18 protein-coding genes are annotated in these 18,645 nt (G+C 64.2%); 7 read left to right on the plus strand and 11 right to left on the minus strand.

The window, feature by feature from the left end:
• Positions 1 to 39: 39 nt before the first annotated feature.
• Positions 40 to 999, plus strand: a complete 960-nt coding sequence (locus AC3FKH_RS06565; RefSeq protein WP_488673972.1) for a LysR family transcriptional regulator — start codon at positions 40 to 42, stop codon at positions 997 to 999.
• Between the two features lie 81 nt (positions 1,000 to 1,080).
• Here the strand turns inward: AC3FKH_RS06565 and AC3FKH_RS06570 are convergent, their stop codons facing one another.
• From AC3FKH_RS06570 to AC3FKH_RS06590, 5 genes are all read right to left on the minus strand, one after another.
• On the minus strand, positions 1,081 to 2,472 hold the full coding sequence (locus tag AC3FKH_RS06570; protein WP_488673974.1) for an FAD-dependent oxidoreductase: 1,392 nt from the start codon (positions 2,470 to 2,472) through the stop codon (positions 1,081 to 1,083).
• A 30-nt stretch (positions 2,473 to 2,502) separates the two neighbouring features.
• Positions 2,503 to 3,621: an alanine dehydrogenase gene (gene ald / locus AC3FKH_RS06575; RefSeq protein ID WP_488673976.1), complete on the minus strand. Its 1,119-nt coding sequence runs from the start codon at positions 3,619 to 3,621 to the stop codon at positions 2,503 to 2,505.
• A gap of 53 nt (positions 3,622 to 3,674) precedes the next feature.
• Positions 3,675 to 5,117, minus strand: coding sequence for a phosphonoacetaldehyde dehydrogenase (phnY, locus tag AC3FKH_RS06580; RefSeq protein WP_488673978.1), 1,443 nt, complete (start codon positions 5,115 to 5,117; stop codon positions 3,675 to 3,677).
• 98 nt (positions 5,118 to 5,215) lie between these two features.
• Positions 5,216 to 6,451 carry a phosphonoacetate hydrolase gene (gene phnA, locus AC3FKH_RS06585; RefSeq protein WP_488673980.1) on the minus strand — a complete coding sequence of 412 codons (1,236 nt, stop codon included), beginning with the start codon at positions 6,449 to 6,451 and terminating at the stop codon, positions 5,216 to 5,218.
• A gap of 29 nt (positions 6,452 to 6,480) precedes the next feature.
• On the minus strand, positions 6,481 to 7,170 hold the full coding sequence (locus AC3FKH_RS06590) for a phosphonate utilization associated transcriptional regulator (protein WP_483714028.1): 690 nt from the start codon (positions 7,168 to 7,170) through the stop codon (positions 6,481 to 6,483).
• Between the two features lie 175 nt (positions 7,171 to 7,345).
• Here AC3FKH_RS06590 and AC3FKH_RS06595 point away from each other — a divergent pair, with 175 nt between their 5' ends.
• The 5 genes from AC3FKH_RS06595 (at position 7,346) to AC3FKH_RS06615 (ending at position 13,394) form a co-directional block, all read left to right on the plus strand.
• A complete protein-coding gene (locus AC3FKH_RS06595) occupies positions 7,346 to 8,371 on the plus strand; it encodes a putative 2-aminoethylphosphonate ABC transporter substrate-binding protein (protein WP_488673983.1) in 1,026 nt (341 codons plus the stop codon).
• 71 nt (positions 8,372 to 8,442) lie between these two features.
• Positions 8,443 to 9,573: a putative 2-aminoethylphosphonate ABC transporter ATP-binding protein gene (locus AC3FKH_RS06600; RefSeq protein ID WP_488673985.1), complete on the plus strand. Its 1,131-nt coding sequence runs from the start codon at positions 8,443 to 8,445 to the stop codon at positions 9,571 to 9,573.
• Positions 9,570 to 11,300, plus strand: coding sequence for a putative 2-aminoethylphosphonate ABC transporter permease subunit (locus AC3FKH_RS06605; protein WP_488673987.1), 1,731 nt, complete (start codon positions 9,570 to 9,572; stop codon positions 11,298 to 11,300). Before AC3FKH_RS06600 ends, AC3FKH_RS06605 begins: the two co-directional genes overlap by 4 nt.
• Before the next feature lie 23 nt (positions 11,301 to 11,323).
• A complete protein-coding gene (locus AC3FKH_RS06610) occupies positions 11,324 to 12,496 on the plus strand; it encodes a 2-aminoethylphosphonate--pyruvate transaminase (protein ID WP_488674851.1) in 1,173 nt (390 codons plus the stop codon).
• Between the two features lie 325 nt (positions 12,497 to 12,821).
• Entirely contained in the window at positions 12,822 to 13,394 is a 573-nt protein-coding gene (locus tag AC3FKH_RS06615) for an NADPH-dependent FMN reductase (RefSeq protein WP_488673989.1), read from the plus strand.
• Positions 13,395 to 13,536: 142 nt separating this feature from the next.
• Here AC3FKH_RS06615 and AC3FKH_RS06620 read toward each other — a convergent pair whose 3' ends face one another.
• The 3 genes from AC3FKH_RS06620 to AC3FKH_RS06630 form a co-directional block, all read right to left on the minus strand.
• Positions 13,537 to 13,908: a hypothetical protein gene (locus AC3FKH_RS06620; RefSeq protein ID WP_488673991.1), complete on the minus strand. Its 372-nt coding sequence runs from the start codon at positions 13,906 to 13,908 to the stop codon at positions 13,537 to 13,539.
• Positions 13,909 to 14,072: 164 nt separating this feature from the next.
• Entirely contained in the window at positions 14,073 to 14,909 is an 837-nt protein-coding gene (locus AC3FKH_RS06625; protein ID WP_488673993.1) for a hypothetical protein, read from the minus strand.
• 129 nt (positions 14,910 to 15,038) lie between these two features.
• Complete coding sequence (locus tag AC3FKH_RS06630) at positions 15,039 to 15,842, minus strand: SDR family NAD(P)-dependent oxidoreductase (RefSeq protein WP_488673995.1); 804 nt, start codon at positions 15,840 to 15,842, stop codon at positions 15,039 to 15,041.
• A 296-nt stretch (positions 15,843 to 16,138) separates the two neighbouring features.
• Here AC3FKH_RS06630 and AC3FKH_RS06635 point away from each other — a divergent pair, with 296 nt between their 5' ends.
• Positions 16,139 to 16,645: a MarR family winged helix-turn-helix transcriptional regulator gene (locus AC3FKH_RS06635; RefSeq protein ID WP_488673997.1), complete on the plus strand. Its 507-nt coding sequence runs from the start codon at positions 16,139 to 16,141 to the stop codon at positions 16,643 to 16,645.
• A 136-nt stretch (positions 16,646 to 16,781) separates the two neighbouring features.
• Here the strand turns inward: AC3FKH_RS06635 and AC3FKH_RS06640 are convergent, their stop codons facing one another.
• Genes AC3FKH_RS06640 through AC3FKH_RS06650 form a run of 3 tightly spaced genes read right to left on the minus strand, consistent with a single transcriptional unit; the run spans position 16,782 to position 18,645 of the window.
• Positions 16,782 to 17,510, minus strand: coding sequence for an NIPSNAP family protein (locus tag AC3FKH_RS06640; RefSeq protein WP_488673999.1), 729 nt, complete (start codon positions 17,508 to 17,510; stop codon positions 16,782 to 16,784).
• Between the two features lie 9 nt (positions 17,511 to 17,519).
• On the minus strand, positions 17,520 to 17,936 hold the full coding sequence (locus AC3FKH_RS06645; RefSeq protein WP_488674001.1) for a nuclear transport factor 2 family protein: 417 nt from the start codon (positions 17,934 to 17,936) through the stop codon (positions 17,520 to 17,522).
• Positions 17,929 to 18,645 (minus strand): ABC transporter ATP-binding protein, encoded by a 717-nt coding sequence (locus tag AC3FKH_RS06650; RefSeq protein WP_488674003.1) that lies wholly within the window; start codon positions 18,643 to 18,645, stop codon positions 17,929 to 17,931. Before AC3FKH_RS06650 ends, AC3FKH_RS06645 begins: the two co-directional genes overlap by 8 nt.

Consider the following 18,645-nt stretch of genomic DNA (forward strand, 5'->3'; position numbering starts at 1 on the left):
TTATCCTGACAACCCCTGGTTGTCACCCGCCAATCCCTCATGTCGATGAAACTGCACCAGATCCAGGCGCTGGTCGCCGTTGCCGATGCCGGCAGCATCCGCGCCGCCGCCCGGCTGGCCGGACTGTCGCAGGCAGCGGTTACCAAGGCGCTGCGCGAACTGGAAAGCGAAGCCCGACTGCCCTTGCTCTCGCGTACTGCGAGCGGCGTGGCGCTGACCGCGGCGGGACAGCGGATGCTGGGCCATGCCCGTCTGGTGGTGGGCCAGCTCGCACGCGCCAGCGAAGAACTGGCCACGCTGCGTGGCGAAGGCGTGGGGCGGCTGTGCATCAGCGTCACGCCGTGGGTCATGCTGACGTTCCTGCCGCGGGTGCTGCTGCGTTTTCGCGAACGCATGCCGGGCGTGCAGGTGGAGATCTTCGAGGGCCTGACCGCGGTGGCCTTGCCGCGCTTGCGCGAAGGCACGCTGGACTTTGCCGTGGGGCCGTTCACGGCCGCGATGTCCACCCAAGAATTCGAGTGCGAGCCGCTGCTTGCGTACACCTCGTGCGTGATCGCCCGGCGCGGCCATCCGTGCGCGCAGGCACGCGCGCTGCACGAACTGCTGGCGCAGGATTGGGTCGTCAACTACACCGCAGCCAGCTACGAACCCTTCATGCGCAACCTCTTCTGGCAGCATGATGCACAGATCGACCCGTCCCGGCTGCATTGCGCGCACTCCACCGCGTTGCTGCTGGAACTGGTCCGCAATGCCGGCATGATCAGTTATTGCCCGCGGCCACTACTGCTGTCCGAGCCGATGCGCGGCTGGGTCCACGCCTTTGCCCTGGCCGAGCAATTCGAAACCAGCCGGCTCGGCATCATCACGCGCCACAACGCGGTGCGCAGTCCCGCGGCGCAGTGCTTCTCCGACTGCCTGCTGCAGGAGATCCGGCGCCGTGCGCGCTCGGCAGCGCAGAAGGACAGCGAGCTGTTCGACGAGCTGGAGGTCTTGTACTGAGCGTCAGGCGTTCGGACTCTCACGATTCATGCGTGCCCAGTGTCATGTACGCGTCGGTCCGTGGCGGCTATCCGCTTGCGCTCAGGCCACCTTATCGGCCTTACCCGCGGCTTGGGCGAAGCGGGCCAGGAACTTGTCGAGCAAGAACGGTTCCGTGTGACGGTCTTCGGCGCTTTCCTTGCGGCGAATCGCGTTGCGGACCAGCAGTGACCCAAGGTAACGCACCGGTTCGGGAGGAAACTGGCCAAGAGGACCCTTGGCAAGGCCCGAACGCGTCCAGTCATTGTCTTCGCCCAGCGCCAGCGACGACAACAGTTGGCCCCCCATATAGCTTGGCGCCACGCCATTGCCGGAATAGCCGAAACCGTAGGAAATTGCCCGGTTTCCGTTCAGGTAACCGAAGAAAGGGAATCCGGTTGCAGACCGGTCCGAGGGGCCGTTCCAGCTGGCAATCACCGGCACATCGCTCAGGGCCGGGAAGAACGCGCGCAGACTGTGCGTGAGCATGGTCTCGTAGGGGGATGCCTGGTTAAAGACCGGCACGATGCGCCCCCGGTAGGAAAACGTGTTGCCTCCCTTGCCAAGCATGAGGCGCCCGTCGCGGGTGGTGCGGTAGTAATAGACGAACGTGCGTGAATCCAGCACCGAGGTGCCGTGATCCAGACCGATGCTGGCAAGCAGGTCGGGACAGCGATCGGTCATGATCATGTCGCTCGACACAATGGCTACCGAGCGCTCGAACTGTGGGAACACGGTTGGCATCCAGGCATTGAGTGCCAGCACAACGTGGCCGGCTTCAACGCGTCCACCCGGCGTCACGACCGCGGGACGCGCGGCATCGACCATGGATATCATCGGCGAGCGCTCGTGGATCTCGATGCCCTGGCTCAGCGCCACGCGACGCAGGCCGCGGACAAGCTTTCCCGGATGTACCGTGCCGGCCAACGGTGAAAAGAAGCCGGAGCGGTTGCGAGCGGAGCCCGTTCGCGAAGCAATTTCACTGGTGCTCAGGCGCTGCCAGCTATTCAGCCCCCACGCCTCCAGCGCTTGCACGACCGGATCGAGCAAACCCTCCTGAGCAGGATTGGTGGCGGTATAGAGGGTGCCATCCATGCGCAACTCGGCGTCGATGCCATGAGCGCGACAGAACTCGGCGATGGCGGGGATCGCATCCTCGGACGCCCGTATCAGCCGCCTGGCTTCCGTTTCCCCGAACAGCCGGGCCAGCGTAAAGAGCTTGGTTGACCAGGTCAGCATGCAACCGCCGTTCCGTCCGCTTGCACCTGCACCACAGATGTCTGCTTCGAGAACGGTAATCTTCAGGGACGGCCGCTTTTGCCTGAGTTGCAGCGCTGTCCACAGGCCGGTGAATCCGCCGCCAACGATGCAGATGTCGGCCTGCCTGGTTCCACGCAATGCAGGGGCGAGATCTGTATCGCCGAGAAGGGCTTGTTCCAGCCAGAATGGGCGCATGGATGGCTCCGAAGTTGTTTGCGGTTCAGCTCAATGCATCAGCAATTGCCCGGCATCGTGGCACTCATAGCCGAGAGCGTGCGCGACTTCCTTGCACGTCACCTTGCCGAACGCCACGTTCAGGCCATTGGCGAGGTGCGGATTGTCGGCCAATGCCGCTTTCCAGCCTTTGTCGGCGATCTGCAGGGCAAAGGGCAACGTGGCGTTGTTGAGCGCGTAGGTCGAGGTACGCGGCACCGCCCCCGGCATATTGGCGACGCAATAGTGCAACACGTGGCCAACCAGGTAGGTGGGATCGGCGTGCGTCGTGGCCTTGGCGGTCTCGCAGCAGCCGCCCTGATCGATTGCCACATCCACGATGACCGAACCCGGCTTCATCGCGTCCACCATGGCGGCCGTGACCAGCCTGGGTGCGGCCGCGCCCGGAATCAGCACGCCGCCGATGACGAGATCGGCTGACAGCACGTGGCGCTCGACATTGTCCTGGTTGGAGTACACCGTCGTCACACGGGCGCCCAGCAGGCGGTCCATGCGCCGCAGCACATCGATATTGCGGTCGATCACCACCACGTGGGCGCCGGTTCCCACTGCAATCTGCGCCGCATTGCTGCCCACCACGCCCCCGCCGAGAATCACGATCCGGGCGGGCTCCACGCCCGCCACGCCGCCCAGCAGAACACCCATGCCGCCGCGCGCCTTTTCCAGGCAGTGCGCCCCGGCCTGCACCGACATGCGGCCGGCAACCTCCGACATCGGCGCCAGCAGCGGCAGGCCACCGCCGGCTTGCGTGACAGTCTCATAGGCAATGCAGACTGCACCGCTGCGGACCAGGTCGGAGCACTGGTCCGGATCCGGTGCCAGATGCAGGTAGGTATAGAGGATCTGTCCGTCCTGGAGCATGGCACGCTCGGCGGCCTGCGGCTCCTTGACCTTGACGATCATTTCCGCCTTGGCGAAGACTTCCGCCGCCGTATCGACGATCGTGGCACCGGCCTTGCGGTAGTCGGCATCGCTCGCGCCGATGCCTGCGCCAGCCGTGGTTTGTACCAGCACGTGGTGGCCATGTGCCGTCATCTCCCGCACGGAAGATGGCGTCAGGCCTACGCGATACTCATGGTTCTTGATTTCCTTCGGTACTCCGATCCTCATTGCTGTCTCCTGCTCGTGTGTATGCAATTCCGGTACGGTGGCGCTGCCCGCCCCTACCAGGGCAGCGAATAGGTCTTGGTATTGCAGAAGCTCTTCATCGCTTCGAGCACGCCTTCCTTGTAGCCCAGCCCGGAATCCTTGATGCCGCCGAACGGCGTCATCTCCAGCCGATAGCCCGGGACTTCGCGGACGTTGACCGTCCCCACGTGCAGTTCGCGGATAAAGCGGGTGATGTAATCGAGCCGGTTGGTGCAGACCGATGACGACAGCCCATAGGCCGTGCCGTTGGAAATCCGGATGGCGTCGTCGATATCCTTGAAACGGATCACCGGTGAGACAGGGCCAAAGGTCTCGTGCCTGACCACGGTCATTTCCGGGTCCACGTGGTCGAGCACCGTAGGCGCGTAAAGTGCGCCGTCGCGCTTGTGGCCGGCCAGCAGGCGCGCGCCGCCGGCGATGGCCGCGTTCACCACCGACTCGAACTGGATGGCTGCTGCCTCGTCGATCACCGTGCCCATGTCCGTCGCGGGATCCAGCGGGTCGCCATACTTCACTTCCTGCGTCCTGGCCACGAGCAACTCGACAAAGCGGTCGGCCACGGATTCCTGCACCAGCATCCGTTTCACCGCCGTGCAGCGCTGGCCGGAATTCTTGTACGACCCGCCCGCAGCCAGCGTGGCGGCTTCCTCCAGATCGGCGTCCTCCATCACGATGATCGGATCGTTGCCGCCCAGCTCCAGTACCTGGCGCTTGTAGGCGGCCTTGCCAGCAATGTACTTGCCGATCGACACGCCGCCGGTGAAGGTCACAAGATCCACGTACTGGCTGGTCAGCAGTTCGTCGGCGATCTCGCGGGGGTCGCCAGTGATGACCGACAGCATCTGCGGTGGCAGGCCGGCCTCATAGAGGATGTCGGCCAGCGCGAACGCGGCCAGCGGCGTCTTCTCGCTCGGCTTGAGGACCATGCGGTTATTGGTAGCCACCGCCGGCGCCACTTTATGAATGACCTGGTTGAGCGGGTGATTGAATGGCGTGATGGCCGAAATGGCGCCCAGCAGCGGTTCCTTGAGCGTATAGACCTTGCGGCTCTTGCCATGCGGGGTGAGATCGCACGAGAAAACCTGGCCGTCGTCCACCAGCGCCTGGTTGGCAGCGAACAGCAGCACGTCGGAAGCGCGGCCCACCTCGTAGAGCGTGTCCTTGAGCGACAGTCCCGATTCCAGGGTGATCAGGGTCGCGATCTCTTCCTTGCGCTGCGCGATGATCTCGCCGGCGCGCATCAGGATGCGATAGCGGTCGTAGCGGGTCAGGGTCGAGCGGTACTGGTGGGCGATGCGCAGGGCCCGGCGCACGTCTTCAAGGTTGGCCTTCGGCACCGTGGCAATCACTTCCCCGGTGTAGGGATAGGTCACCTCGATCACGCGATCGCGATAGACCTTTTCGCCGGCAATGCGCAGCGCTTCATGGCGGATGCCGGAGGTGGCAGGCGTGTTCATCTTTGTCTCCTTTTGATCTCGGTCGGCAGGCTTGATGTCCCCCGCCACTGCGCGAGGAGCGTGTCGGGACAGCAGGCAGGCATGCTGGGAAGGCGCCGTCAGGCGGCGTAATTCAACGCGAGGTCGAGAGCGTCGAAGTTGCGCAGGCGGCGGGCCGGCTTCAGTCCGACCATCACGCGGTTGCAGAGCAGCGGCACGACCTGCTCCGACACTCCGCCATGGGAGCGCAGCGGCGCGTCCAGGCCGGACAGGTCGTGCCTCGATCTGGATGTGCCGATCACGACGTTCCGTCGCGAGACCGCGACGATGTCGCCGATGCGGTCGGGCGGCAGCCCGAAGCGCTCGGCGGCCTCCTGGCGTGTGAGCACGCTGTCCATGCCCTCGATGTCCGCGATCCGCGGAATCCAGCGCGCGGCGCTCTCGGCGTCCGGCGCATAGATGGTGGCGAACGAGCCCAATGCCCCGTGGTGGACCACATAGGGGTCGGTAATGGGCAGAATGACGCGCGCCGCGCCCTCCCCGTACCAGTCGTCGAGCTGGTCCTGCAGGTAGATGACGTTGGGCTCGCCGGTGGCGCCGTGCTTGTCGTTCATGCCGTGGTCGGCGGTCAGCACGATCGTCGCGCCCAGCGCGTCGAGCTGGCTCAGGTAGCCGTCCATCATCTGGTAGAACGCGTTGGCGGCCTTGCTGCCCGGGGCCGCCTTGTGCTGAACGTAGTCCGTGGTGGACAGATACATCAGGTCAGGCCGCTCGCGCTCCATGAGTTTGACGCCGGCGGCAAAGACGAATTCGGACAGCTCGGCACTGTAGACCGACGGTACTGGCATGCCCACCATTTCCACGACACCGGTGATGCCGTTTTCCTCCTGCGTGACCTGGTCGGCCTTCTCCGACGAAAAGCAAATACCGCTCATGCCATGGCCGAGCAGCTTGCGCAGCTTGTCCTTGGCGGTGACCACCGCCACTTTCGCCCCGGCGTTCGCAAAGGCCGCCAGCACAGTGCCGGCGCGCAGGTACTTCGGATCGTTCATCATCACTTCGGCGCCCAGTTCGCGATCGAAGAAGTAATTGCCGCAGATGCCGTGGACCGACGGCAGTGCACCAGTGACGATGGACAGGTTGTTGGGGTTGGTGAATGAGGGAATCACGCAGTCGCCCAGCAGGCTCGTCCCGTGCTGCATGACGGACTGCAGAAAAGGCGCCACGCCTGCTTCGGTGGCGGCGTGGAGGTATTCCGGCGCGCAGCCGTCCACGCATACCACGACCACCGGGCGGTTCATCCAGCGGTAAGTCCTGCCATTGACTTCAATGCTTTCTGCCTTCGTCGTTCCCATTTCCAATCCCCTTGATGATGAGCTTCAGCTCATGGTTCCTTGTTACTGCCCGGATGCACCTTGCGGTGCGCCTTGAGCATGCGTACACGGCTGGCGGCCACGTGCGCGCGCAGTGCGGCACCGGCGCGCCGGGCATCGCCCGAAACGATGGCGTCCATGATCGTGCGGTGTTCGTCGGCGGACACATCGAGCCCTCCGCCCTGGGTCAGCGCCTGCATGCGAAACAGGTGCAGTTCCTTGACCAGGCGGCGGTAGGTCTCGGTCAGCTTGTTGCTGCCCGCGTGTTCCAGCAGAAGTTCATGGAACCGCAGGTTCAGCGACGCGTACTCGGCCGCTTCTTTCTTGTTGGCGACCTCCTCCATGGCGCCCACCAGCTGCTTCAGTTCGCTCACCAGCGTGGCGTTGATGCGCTGCGCCACACGCTTGCCGATGATTTCCTCCAGGGCCTCGCGCAGTTCGTAGATTTCATCGGCCTCCTCGACCGAAATCTCGCGCACGAAGACCCCGCGGTTTTTCTCGTTGCGGACCAGCCCGGCTTCCTCCAGCGCACGCAGCGCTTCGCGAATCGGACCCCGGCTGGTGCCATAGCGGGCAGCGATGTCGCTCTCGTTGATGCGCGTGCCCGGCGGCAATTCGCCGGTCATGATCAGGCGTTCGATTTCCTCCTGCACCAGCATTGGCAGCGAGCTTGAACGCAACAATTGGATGGCGTCGGTCATTCCCATGGCTCCATTAAAGTTTGCAAACTGTAAATTGTCAACAGTTTTCAATCTTACGTTGACAGTCTTCATCCTACGTTCTACATTGGTTCCATCTTACCGTAGGGTGTGTTACGGCACACCGCGGAAGGCAACAGGGCAGACACAGATCTGGCTAACAGGAAGGAGACAGAGCATGAAGATTTCCCTCGCCATGGCGCTTTGCGCCTCCGCGCTGGTAGTTCACGCGGGCAGCGCCTGCGCGCAGCAAAAGACCACGCTCACGGTCTATACCGCGCTGGAAACGGACGCGATGAAGCTCTACAAGGACGGTTTCGAGAAGGCCAACCCGGATATCGACGTGCGCTGGGTGCGCGATTCCACCGGAATCGTGACCGCCCGCCTGCTGGCCGAAAAGGCCAATCCGCAGGCTGACGTGGTTGCCGGACTGGCCGCCAGCAGCCTCGTGCTGCTGTCACAGGAAGGCATGCTGCAGGGCTACGAGCCCAAGGGCTTCCAGCAGCTGACCCCGAACTATTCCGATACCGCACGGCCGCCGCAGTGGGTCGGCATGGACGTCTGGGCGGCCACGATCTGCTTCAACCGCGCGGAGGCGCAGAAGCTGGGCTTGCCCAAGCCGGAAAGCTGGAAGGATCTGGCCAAGCCGGTCTATAAAGGCCGCATCACGATGCCGCATCCGGCTTCCAGCGGCACCGGATACCTCGATGTGGCGGCCTGGCTGCAGATGTGGGGAGAAGCCGATGGCTGGAAGTACATGGACGGCCTGCACGAGAATATCGCCCAGTATGTGCACTCTGGTTCGAAGCCGTGCAAGCAGGCGGCTACGGGCGAATTCCCGATTGGCATCTCGTTCGAATTCCGGGGTCACCAGGTGCGCAAGTCCGGAGCCCCGGTCGACCTGATCTTCCCGACCGAGGGCCTGGGCTGGGACATCGAGGCCACGAGCATCATGAAGACAACCAAGAAGCTGCCGGAGGCAAAGCGCTTCGCCGACTGGATGGCCAGTCGAGACGCAAACCAGATCAGCGCCAACTGGTGGGCCGTAGTGGCCTACCCCGGCGTAGCCAAGCCATTGGACGGCATTCCTCCGAACTATGAGAGCCGCTTCGCCCGCAATGACTTCCAATGGGCGGCAAAGAATCGTTCGCGCATCCTGGCCGAGTGGAGCAAGCGCTACGACAGCAAGGCAGAAGCCAAGTAAGCCTCGCCCGCGGGCGCCTGGCGCGCCCCTTTTTCCACCACCGTAGTCATCACCACATTGTGGGGACACACATGGAAATGACCAGCGCCAAGTTCGTCGCCACGCGCGCCGGCGGCGTGCCCGCCCTCGAGATCCGGGGCGTGCGCAAGGAATTCGAAACATTCACCGCTCTGCGGCATATCGACCTGACCGTCTACCAGGGCGAGATGCTGTGCTTCCTCGGGCCGTCGGGCTGCGGCAAGACCACGCTGCTGCGTATCATCGCCGGGCTGGAGACGCAGACCGCCGGCACTATCTTCCAGCTCGGGCGCGACATTTCCTCGCTGCCTCCCGCCCGGCGCGACTATGGCATCGTGTTCCAGTCGTATGCCCTGTTCCCTAACCTGACGATTGCCGATAACGTGGCCTACGGTCTCGCTAACCGTCGCACCAATCGGGCCGAGATTGCGCAGCGGGTGCAGGAACTGCTCGACCTGGTAGGCCTGCCGGCCTCCGGCCGCAAGTATCCCAGCCAGCTTTCCGGAGGCCAGCAGCAGCGCGTCGCGCTGGCGCGGGCGCTGGCAACCCGCCCCGGACTGCTGCTGCTCGACGAACCGCTGTCGGCGCTCGATGCCCTCGAACGCGTGCGCCTGCGCGGCGAGATCCGGCGCCTGCAGCAACAGGTGGGCGTGACCACCATCATGGTCACGCACGACCAGGAAGAGGCATTGTCCATGGCCGACCGGATCGTGGTCATGAACCACGGGGTCATCGAGCAGGTCGGCACACCGCTGGAGGTCTACGAACGCCCGGCCACGCCCTTTGTGGCCGACTTTGTCGGACGCGTGAACGTGCTGGCCGGCACTGCGCTGGGTGACCGGCGCTATCGCGTGGGCACGCTGGAGCTGACTTGCGAGGGCTGCAGCCGCGAGTTCGAGCCAGGCACGGCAATCAACCTCTACCTTCGCCCCGAGGACCGCCATATCGGCCAGTTCGGAGTCGACACACCGAATCAGCTGACCGTCAATATCGAAAAGGTCGAGTTCCTGGGCGACACCTGCATGGCCGAGGCGAGCTGCGAGCAGCTGGCGGGACAGTCGCTCTGCCTTCAGTTCACACTTGACCAGTTCCACGACCACGGCATCCGGGCCGGCCAGCCCCTGCGCATCGCGCTGCGCGCGAGCCGCATCCAGGCCTTCGCCGCGAGCGGAGCAAAACAATGAAAGAGATCGCGCTTCCTCAGACGCCCGAACCCACCCAGGCGGGCTGGCTGGCACGGTGGAACTGGGACGAAATCATCGCCCGTGCAGTGCTGGCCTGCGTGCTGCTGGCGCTGTTCTTCTTCCTGCTGGCACCGATGTGCGCCATCCTGGCCAATGCCGTACTCGACCGTGATGGCCATTTTGTCGGGCTCGCCCACTTCGCTGCCTACATCAAGACACCGTCGCTGATGCAGTCGGCACGCAACTCGGTGGTGTTGGCAGCCAGCGTGGTCGGCATCTCGGTGCCCCTGGCTTTCATCTTCGCCTATGCCCTGACACGCAGCACCCTGCCAGCGCCGCTCAAGGCGGTCTTCCGGCTGGTGGCACTGATCCCGCTGCTGGCGCCGTCGCTGCTTTCCGCCATCTCGTTCGTGCAGTGGTTCGGCAACCAGGGCGTGCTCAAGCCGCTGCTTGGCGGGGCATCGATCTACGGTGCGCGGGGCATCATCATCGCGGAGGTCTACAACACCTTTCCCCATGCGCTCATGATTCTGGTCACGGCGCTGTCGCTGGCCGACGGACGCCTCTACGAAGCTGCCAGCGCCCTCGGTGCCAGTACCCGGCGCAAGTTCTTTACCGTTACCCTGCCCTCCTGCAAGTACGGCCTGATCAGCGCGGCGACGGTGACCTTCACCTACGTCATCTCCGACTTCGGCGCGCCCAAGGTGATCGGCGGCGACTTCAACGTGCTTTCCATCGACGTCTTCAAGCAGGTGATCGGCCAGCAGAACTTTTCGATGGGCGCAGTGGTGGGTGTGCTGCTGCTGGTGCCATCGGTGCTCTCTTTCATGATCGATACCGTGGTGCGCCGCAAGCTGCGGGCCCAGCTTACCGCGCGCTCGGTGCCCTACGTACCCAAACCCAACGCCTGGGCCGACGCACTGCTGGGGAGTTACTGCACGCTGGTTTGCGCACTGTTGCTGGCAGTGGTGGGCATGGCCGTCTATACCTCGCTGATCAAGCTGTGGCCCTACGATCTGACGCTCAGCCTCCAGAACTACCGCATCGTGCTGTTCGAGAGCGACATGGCGGGCGCCTACAAGAACAGCCTGGTGCTTGCCACCGCTACGGCGCTGACCGGCTCGCTCATTGTCTTCACCGGCGCCTACCTGATCGAGAAGACCCGCAACCTGGGACTGATGCGGCCGGTCATGCATTTTCTGGCCGTACTGTCGATGGCCGTACCGGGACTGGTGCTTGGCCTGGGCTATGTGATCTTCTTCAACCACCCCGCGAATCCCCTCAACTTCCTCTACAACACGATGGCCCTGGTGATCCAGTCGACCATCATTCACTACTACACATCCAGCCACCTGACAGCCATTACCGCGCTCAAGCAGATCGATGATGAATTCGAAGCGGTCTCGGCTTCGCTCAAGGTCCCGCAATGGCGCACCTTCCTGCGTGTCACGCTGCCGGTATGCCTGCCGGCGGTGCTCGATATCGCCCGGTATTACTTCGTGGTGTCGATGGCCACGCTGTCCTGCGTGATCTTCCTCTACACGCCTGAAACCATCCTTGCCTCCGTTGCCATCATGCATATGGACGATGCCGGCGACATCGGTCCCGCAGCAGCCCTTGCCAGCCTGATCGTGCTGACCTCCACCGCTATCTGCCTGATCTATGCCCTGTGCACCCGCGTGCTGCTGCGACGCACGCAGGGTTGGCGCGAGCTGGCCCGCCACTGAGCGCGCCCATCCGACCTACCAGTATGCCCACATACCGACCGTCTGAAACCCAACGTCAGGAGACATCCGTGACCGCTTCGCCCTGCCCTATTCTGCTCACTCCCGGCCCCCTCACCACCTCGGACCGTACCCGCGCAGCCATGCTGCGTGACTGGGGCTCGTGGGACTCTGACTTCAACGCCATTACCGCCCGCATTCGCCAGCGGGTGCTGGCCATCGTCCACGGCGAAGGCACGTACGAATGCGTGCCCATGCAAGGTAGCGGAACGTTTTCCGTGGAGGCAGCCATCGGCACACTGGTGCCGCGCGACGGCCATGTGCTGGTGCCCGTGAATGGCGCCTACTGCCAGCGCATCGCCAGGATATGCAAGACGCTTGGCCGGCGCCTGTCCACCATCGAGTATGCCGAGGACCGCCCTATGCGGGCCGCGGACATCGACCGCCTCCTGGCGGCGGACCGTTCCATCACCCACGTCGCCGTCGTGCACTGCGAAACCGGTACCGGTGTGCTCAACCCGCTTGATGAAATCGCCCAGGTCGTGGCGAAGCACGGGCGCGGATTGATCGTCGATGCGATGAGCTCGTTCGGCGCGATCGATATCGACGCGCGCACCACCCCGTTTGACGCCGTCATTGCCGCCTCCGGTAAATGCCTGGAGGGGGTGCCGGGCATGGGCTTCGTCATCGCCCGCCGCAGCGCGCTGGAACGCTGCGAAGGCAACAGCCACTCCCTGTCGCTCGACCTCTATGATCAGTGGAAATACATGGAAAGAACCACGCAGTGGCGCTTCACGCCGCCGACGCACGTGGTCGCGGCGCTTGACCAGGCGCTCCAGCAATATGTCGAAGAAGGCGGGCTCCCGGCGCGCGGCGCGCGTTACGCCCGCAACTGCCAGTTGCTGGTGGACGGCATGGAGGCGCTTGGACTGAAGCCCTATCTGGAGCGCGAGGTGCAGTCACCGATCATCGTCACATTCCATGCGCCGACCGACTCCCGCTACGACTTCAAGACCTTCTATGAGGCCGTCAAGCAGCGCGGCTACATCCTGTATCCGGGCAAGCTGACCGAGATCGAAACCTTCCGCGTAGGGTGCATCGGCCATTTCGGAGACGCCGGCATCCCCGGTGCGGTGAAGGCCATCGCCGAAGTCCTGGCCGGGATGGGCATCGAGATCGGGCCGACCGTTGCCGCGTGACGGTTGAGCCGGGACGACTGGAAAGATCTTCGTGCCATGACATGGCAGAGCGCCGCCGGGGACTGTCCCCGGCAGCCACTCCGATGATTTACGGCCAGTTTTTTTGGAGGGGTGCCAGGCGCTCTGGGCACGGACGTGGCCGGAGAACATCGCCCTGGTGCGCGACGCTCCCAAGCCTCCTATCATAGAGAGCACCGCAGCGGAGATTCGCGGTGGACAAGTCGCACGCGTGGGTTTCACTTCGTGCCATGGACGAAGCCTGGGACTCGCAGTCGAAGCACTCTCTCGTGGGCCGGTCGTTCAAATCACCAATAAAGGAGTCCGCATGGCAACCTATAAAGTCGGCTACCTGATCGGAAGCCTGGCCAAGGCTTCCATCAATCGCACGCTGTCCCGGGCGCTGATCAAGCTGGCCCCGCCGGAGTTGGAGTTTTCCGAGATTTCGTTCAAGGAGCTTCCCCTTTACAGCTACGACTATGACGACAACTTCCCAGCGGAGGCCAAGGCGTTCAAACAGGCCATCGCGGAGGTCGATGCGGTGCTGTTCATTACGCCCGAGTACAACCGCTCGATACCCGGCGGCCTCAAGAACGCCATTGACTGGGCCAGCCGTCCGTATGGGAAGAACTCCTTCACGCACAAGCCCTCGGCCGTCATTGGCACGTCCCCGGGAGCGATCGGTACCGCGGTGGCGCAGCAGCACCTGCGCGGCCTGCTGAGTTTCTGCAATTCACCGCAGATGAACGCGCCGGAAGCCTACATCCAGTTCCGGCCCGGCTTGATCACCGAGGCGGGAGAGGTCACCGATGCCTCGACGGAAGAGTTCCTGCGTCATTACATGTCAGAGTTCCAGGCCTTTGTCGTGAGGGTTCTGACGGTACTGCCGAGAACCGCCTAGCCCGGCATTCCGGCTCATCACCCAGGCTCACATGGGGCTGCTACTTGCCGCCTGGACGCCGTGCCGTAGTGCAGGTGGCACGCAACCATCCATGCTTGCCCTTCCAGCGGCGCGCCTTGCAGCGGCGCGCCGCTGCAGCGCCTCATGGCTTTTTCGCGCCGTCCGTATAGGGGTCGCTTTTGCCGGTCTTCGCGCCATCGGTGTACGGGTCGGCCTTGCCCATCTTCGCGCCGTCGGTATAGGGGTCGGGCTTGCCCGTCCTGGATCCGTCGGAGTTTGGATCGGCACGGCGGTCGACGGGGTTCAGGTTGTTTTTCGTCGAGCCCTTGGCGCCATCGGTATACGGGTCGAACTTCCCGGATTTTGCGCCGTCGGTATAGGGATCCGCCGAGCGGCCGCCCTTCGCATGAACACCATCAGGCTTGGTACCCTGGGCGTGGGCCACGGCAACCGCACCGGCACCGGCACCGACAACGACAGCCACCAACAGCGAATGCAAGTTCCTCTTCAGCATATCGATCCTCTGGAAAATTCTGGCAGTAAGAAAATGGAAAGCGAGCCGACCAACTCCGTTTGCAGTATAGGGAAATCGTTCCAGGGGATAAGTACGGCTTTGCCCAACCCGGCGTTCGCTGAGCGCGAACAGCGCTGCCGCCACAGCAGGCAGCGTTGCCCGCTCTATTCGATCTCCACGACGTCGACAATCTGCAGCTGATTCTTGTAGCGAACCTCCTGGCGCATCACGAAGCGTCGCGCGGGGCAGTACCAGTCCGTCATGTCGAGCACGGTCGGCTCCATCTCGACCACCACGTCGTCCAGCCGGAATCCGCTGAGATCGATGAACTTGGTATAGCGGATCGGCCAGCACAGCAGCGAGCCGCTGGCAAGGCGCAGACGCTGCAGTGCTCCTACCCTGCGCTCGGACAGCGTCAGCCGGACCTTTGAAGCCACCAGCTCGGATACCTTGCTGCCGGTGCGGCGGTCGACAATGCGGAAGTCATAGCGGGACACGAATGTTTCCGCCGGCAGTACCTGGCCTTCCACCAGCGCTGGCGGATACAGCAGCAAGCCGTTGGAATTGGTGCTCATCTCGCCGATCAGTTCCGTGTATTGGCCGTAGGCGTTCACGCGCGCGTCCAGGCTGCGCACGATCGGCTGCCCCGTGCGTTCGTCAATGACAATGTGGTGACGCTGCACGGTTTCGACAGGCGGCCCCATCAGGCGCCGAAGCGCCGATTTGGAGTAGATATCCAGGTTGAGCGTGCACATGTCGTGCTCGAGGTCATCGACCTTGCTGAAGAAGGCAAGCGTCGTCATCGGCGTCAGGCCATCGGCCTCGAAGCGAATGTGGCCACCGTCGTGGATGTAAGGCGCATCGCAGATCTGTCCCGCATAGGCGAGCTGGGGCGTCACGCCTGGCAGGCCGAGGCCAAGCCAGGCCGTGGCAAGCAGTGAGCGCAGCGGTATGAAGCCGCGTACCGGACATCCGGGACCGGGGACCTGAGCCTGTTTCATCGGGCGGCGATGTCGCGTTGGAATCTCTGGATGCTGCCCGAATTGGGCTCATACAGTGTAGTTCCCAGGCGGCGCGCGGGGGGTCACGATTTGCGCGCAGTCAGTCCGGCCAGGTCTTGCGCCCGCGGATCAACGGGCGTTGACAGTCAGCCCGCCGTCGATCGCCAGCTTGGCGCCGTTGATGTAGCGCCCCTTGTCCGACGCGATGAACGCGGCCAGGTCGCCGATCTCCTCGACCGTGCCCCAGCGGCCTGACAGGATGCCCTTGCTCCGGCAGAAGTCGTGCAGCCATTGCGCCCTGCTCTTGCCCGCCTGCGCAGCAGCCCCTTCGGCCCAGGCTTCGCGCCATTCGGTACCGACCAGCCCCGGCACGATGGCATTGACCGTGATGTTCTCGTCGGCAAGGTCCGCTGCGAGGTAGCCGCTGACGTGCATCAGCGCGGCATTGTTCAGGCCGTAGGTCAGCGCGGGCATCCACGCCATGGAGCCCGAGGCGCCCGCAATATTGATGATGCGGCCGGTTCCGTCGCGCGGCACCAGCGGCAGGAATTCCCGGATCATGCGCAGCGCCCCGACCGACTTGATCTCCACCTGGTTGATCCAGTCGCTGTCGTCCCAGGTGATCTCGCGGTCCTGGCGGCGGATGGCCGCGCCGGCGTTGTTGACCAGGATGCTGGCGTGGCCGAAGTGCTCGCGCACCTTCGCGGCAGCCGCACGCATCGACGCGGTGTCGGTCACGTCCGCTTCCACCGGCAGCGCCTGCACATGGAACTCGCCCGCGATTTCCTCCGCTGCCTGCACCAGCGCTTCGCGCCCGCGCGCGATCAGGGCGATGTTCACGCCTTCCCCCGCCAGCGCCCGTGCCACGCCCTTGCCCACACCCTTGCTTGCACCAGTGATCACGGCCACCCGGCCCTTCAGATTCAGTTCCATGACTTGCACTCCATGTGCCGGCTAATGCCGGCGTCTACCAACAGTCTTGCCAGGCAGCCCGCCGCGCATGACAAGTGCAGACGCTTGCGCGGACGGCATCGGATACCCGGCACCATTGCCCTTGCCCCGCCCCGCCGCACCGCAAATCCGGCTCGAGACAAAGGTCAATAAGCTATATTTACACTAAATATATATATAAATTGTGTTTGCATATCTTATGGAAAACCCTCATCTCGAAGTCCGCGTTCAGCCGCACGCGGGTTGCCTGCCACGCACCTGCCCCTACCTCTCTTTGAATGGAAAACACCAACCTGGACCAACTGATCTATGGCAAGCCGGGCCACTTGATACGCAGACTGCATCAGATGGCCACCACGGTCTTTCTCGAGGAAACGGCGGAGTTCGACACCACGCCCATGCAATACGGCGCACTGGCGGCGGTACGGGCTTATCCCGGCATCGACCAGCTGCGCCTGGCCAATGCACTGGGCATTGACCGGACCACGCTGGCCGGCGTGGTGGAGCGGCTTGAAGGCAAGGGAATGGTGCGCCGTACGCCTGGCGTAGCGGACCGGCGCACGAAGGTGCTCTTCCTGACGGAGCAAGGCGCTGCCCTGCTGTCGGCCATCTACCCCGGCACGGAACGTGCGCAGGCGCGTACGTTGACCGGGTTGAGCGATGCGGAGAAAGCTGCGTTCGTGGACATGCTGCGGCGCGTGGTTGCGGCCAGCAACGATGTCAATCGCGTGCCGATTTCATCGCCACCGGCAGGACTGCCACGAGTCGTACATGTACCGAGATAGCGGCGGCCCATGCGCCAAGAGGCCGCCCCGGTCCCGGACCGTTGCGCCAGCGCGGTCAGGGGCATGCGGCCCGGTGTCCATATCTGCGTCGTATCGGCTTCCAGGGGCCGCGCTGCCTTGGGCTTCTCGGCATCCCTCACGCTTGCACGAATGCCGGCGACAGTTCGGCAATCGGCGCCAGCCGCAGCACCTTGCGCATGTTGCTGACCACCAGCGGGGCGGTGGATGCCAGGAATGCCTGCCAGTTGCCGTCACGCAGCCTGGCATGCCCGAACGCTTCCCGTTCGGCGAAATCCGGATGCCAGCGATAGTGCACGACCTGGTGCTGGCGCCCCACCAGGCTGACAAAGCAGCCCAGCACTCCGCCCGCCGATTCTACCGGGCATCGCAGGCCGTGCTCGCGGCATGCCTGCCAGTAGGCCGGCAGCGCACCGGGCCGCAGCACAGTGGTGGTTTCGTCGAGCACGACGTTGTGCATCACGCCGTCTCCTTGCGCAAGCGGAAAGATCGGCCCATCGGCGGGACGCCAGTCGTGGCCGCCGCTCCAGCACGGTGCCAGTTCCGGCAGCGGTGCAGGCGCGAGGAACTTGTTTTCCTGCGCCAGCATCAGGGACCGCACGCGCTTGAAATAGGGCTCCAGCGCCGCCACGCCATACAGGCCATGCAGCCGGCTCACCCAGTCGTCATAGCTGTCATAGCGGTAGAGATGCACGACCTGGTCGCCCGGCCCGCTCGCCGCCGAGAAATACCCGACCAGCCGGTCCAGGATCGGCTGGACAAGTGCGAAGCCGCGGTCACGCTGTGCCTGCCAGAAGGCATCCAGCGCGCCCGGCACCAGCGTATAGATGCGCTGTTCGAACAGCATGGTGTCTCCCTATGTCCGGTGGGGAATGGGGGTCGAGGCCCAGGCCAGCATGCGCCAGCCGCCGCCGTCGCCGTCGCGCTTCCACACGCTGAGAAAGCGATTGTCGAGCGTGCGCTCGGCACCGTCGACGATGGCGTGCAGCAATGCCTTGCCCTGCATGACCGCGACGTCGCCATGCAACTGGCGCACCACCTCCTGCACGTCCGCATCGAGGTACCGCACGCGCCCGCTGCGCAGGGATTCCAGGTACGCCGCCTTGCCTTCCTGCAGCGCCGACGAGTGGGTATAGCTCAGGGCCTCGTGCAGCAGGTGGTCGAGGGCGCCCAGGTCGCCGTCGAGCATGGCGCGGTAGCGCGCCTGGTCGGCGCGGTCCAGTTCCGACAGCGCGTGGTCCTGGGCGCGCAAAAGTTCGTGGATATCAGCCATGCAGGTATGCCTTGATGAGTGATTTGTCGTTGAGCATCGCGCTCCATTCGCCGGTCCGAACTTCGTGAATGACGCGTCCGACCGAGAGCACATAGGCGCGGTCCGTCATCTCAGAGGCAATGGCGACGCTCTGCTCCACCAGCACGATGCTCATGCCGCGCGAGCGCAACTGGTTCAGCACGGCGAGAATTTCCTTGACGATGCGCGGCGCGAGCCCCGTGGTCAGTTCGTCCATGAGCAGCAGGTCCGGCTGCAGCAGCAGGGCCCGTGCGATGGCCACCATCTGCTGCTGCCCGCCCGAAAGCAGGCCTACCGCCGAGTGCGCGCGCTCGCGCAGGATGCTGAACAGGTCGCAAACCTCGTCGAACGCGAAGCGCTGCCCCCCGGGCCTGCGCTTGCCCGCCTGCTCGGCGAGCCGCAGGTTGTCGCGCACTGACAGTTCGGCGAACAGGTTGCGGTTCTCCAGCACCACCGCAATGCCGTGCTCGAAGCGGCGATGCCCCGGCACATGGCCGATCTCGGCACCGTCCTTGAGGATGCTGCCGGCCATCGGCCGGACCAGCCCGCACAGCGTGCGTACCAGCGCGGTCTTGCCGGCGCCGTTCGCACCGACCACCGCCACCGCTTCGCCCTGCCCCACTTCCATGTCGATGTCATGCAGCACCGGCACGGCCCCGTAGCCGGCGCGCAATCCCTTCACTTTCAGCAT

The organism is Cupriavidus sp. 21MJTG02-4, from assembly GCF_057798975.1.

Coding starts and splice junctions, on each gene's coding strand:
- AC3FKH_RS06645 (WP_488674001.1), bottom strand. CDS start 17,936: ATGGCTGATATCCACGAACTTTTGCGCGCCCAGGACCACGCGCTGTCG.
- AC3FKH_RS06605 (WP_488673987.1), top strand. CDS start 9,570: ATGAAAGAGATCGCGCTTCCTCAGACGCCCGAACCCACCCAGGCGGGC.
- AC3FKH_RS06615 (WP_488673989.1), top strand. CDS start 12,822: ATGGCAACCTATAAAGTCGGCTACCTGATCGGAAGCCTGGCCAAGGCT.
- phnY (WP_488673978.1), bottom strand. CDS start 5,117: ATGAACACGCCTGCCACCTCCGGCATCCGCCATGAAGCGCTGCGCATT.
- AC3FKH_RS06570 (WP_488673974.1), bottom strand. CDS start 2,472: ATGCGCCCATTCTGGCTGGAACAAGCCCTTCTCGGCGATACAGATCTC.
- AC3FKH_RS06620 (WP_488673991.1), bottom strand. CDS start 13,908: ATGCTGAAGAGGAACTTGCATTCGCTGTTGGTGGCTGTCGTTGTCGGT.
- AC3FKH_RS06625 (WP_488673993.1), bottom strand. CDS start 14,909: ATGAAACAGGCTCAGGTCCCCGGTCCCGGATGTCCGGTACGCGGCTTC.
- phnA (WP_488673980.1), bottom strand. CDS start 6,451: ATGGGAACGACGAAGGCAGAAAGCATTGAAGTCAATGGCAGGACTTAC.
- AC3FKH_RS06635 (WP_488673997.1), top strand. CDS start 16,139: ATGGAAAACACCAACCTGGACCAACTGATCTATGGCAAGCCGGGCCAC.
- AC3FKH_RS06600 (WP_488673985.1), top strand. CDS start 8,443: ATGGAAATGACCAGCGCCAAGTTCGTCGCCACGCGCGCCGGCGGCGTG.
- AC3FKH_RS06595 (WP_488673983.1), top strand. CDS start 7,346: ATGAAGATTTCCCTCGCCATGGCGCTTTGCGCCTCCGCGCTGGTAGTT.
- AC3FKH_RS06610 (WP_488674851.1), top strand. CDS start 11,324: ATGCCCACATACCGACCGTCTGAAACCCAACGTCAGGAGACATCCGTG.
- ald (WP_488673976.1), bottom strand. CDS start 3,621: ATGAGGATCGGAGTACCGAAGGAAATCAAGAACCATGAGTATCGCGTA.
- AC3FKH_RS06640 (WP_488673999.1), bottom strand. CDS start 17,510: ATGCTGTTCGAACAGCGCATCTATACGCTGGTGCCGGGCGCGCTGGAT.
- AC3FKH_RS06630 (WP_488673995.1), bottom strand. CDS start 15,842: ATGGAACTGAATCTGAAGGGCCGGGTGGCCGTGATCACTGGTGCAAGC.
- AC3FKH_RS06650 (WP_488674003.1), bottom strand. CDS start 18,645: ATGCTGAAAGTGAAGGGATTGCGCGCCGGCTACGGGGCCGTGCCGGTG.
- AC3FKH_RS06590 (WP_483714028.1), bottom strand. CDS start 7,170: ATGACCGACGCCATCCAATTGTTGCGTTCAAGCTCGCTGCCAATGCTG.
- AC3FKH_RS06565 (WP_488673972.1), top strand. CDS start 40: ATGTCGATGAAACTGCACCAGATCCAGGCGCTGGTCGCCGTTGCCGAT.